The sequence below is a fragment of the Pantoea sp. SIMBA_079 genome, assembly GCF_046940275.1.
GTDB classification, from domain to species: domain Bacteria; phylum Pseudomonadota; class Gammaproteobacteria; order Enterobacterales; family Enterobacteriaceae; genus Pantoea; species Pantoea borealis.
Map to the genome: position 1 here is coordinate 1 of NZ_JAWRYR010000281.1, position 273 is coordinate 273.

At 63.4% G+C, this 273-nt stretch carries 1 protein-coding gene; it reads right to left on the reverse strand.

All coding sequences use genetic code 11. The features are described 5' to 3' along the window. A partial coding sequence (locus tag SB719_RS20025) for a ParB/RepB/Spo0J family partition protein (RefSeq protein WP_412159720.1) occupies positions 1-273 on the reverse strand: 273 nt, incomplete at both ends.

A 273-nucleotide genomic window follows, 5' to 3' on the forward strand; every position in this document is an offset into this window, starting at 1 on the left:
CAGATCACCGTGGGCGAGCATGGTCTTGATCGCATCGGGCAAGGTAATGAGGCGCAGCAGGTTGGCCACAGTCACCCGCGATTTGCCCACAGCGTCAGCCACCTGCTGCTGGGTGAGCTCGAATTCCTGTTGCAGCCGCTGCAGCGCCATGGCCTCTTCCAGTGGGTTGAGGTCTTCGCGCTGGATGTTCTCGATCAATGCCATGGCGATGGCGGCTTCGTCGGCCACTTCGCGGACCATGGCCGGGATCGTGTCCAGGCCGGCCTGCTGGGT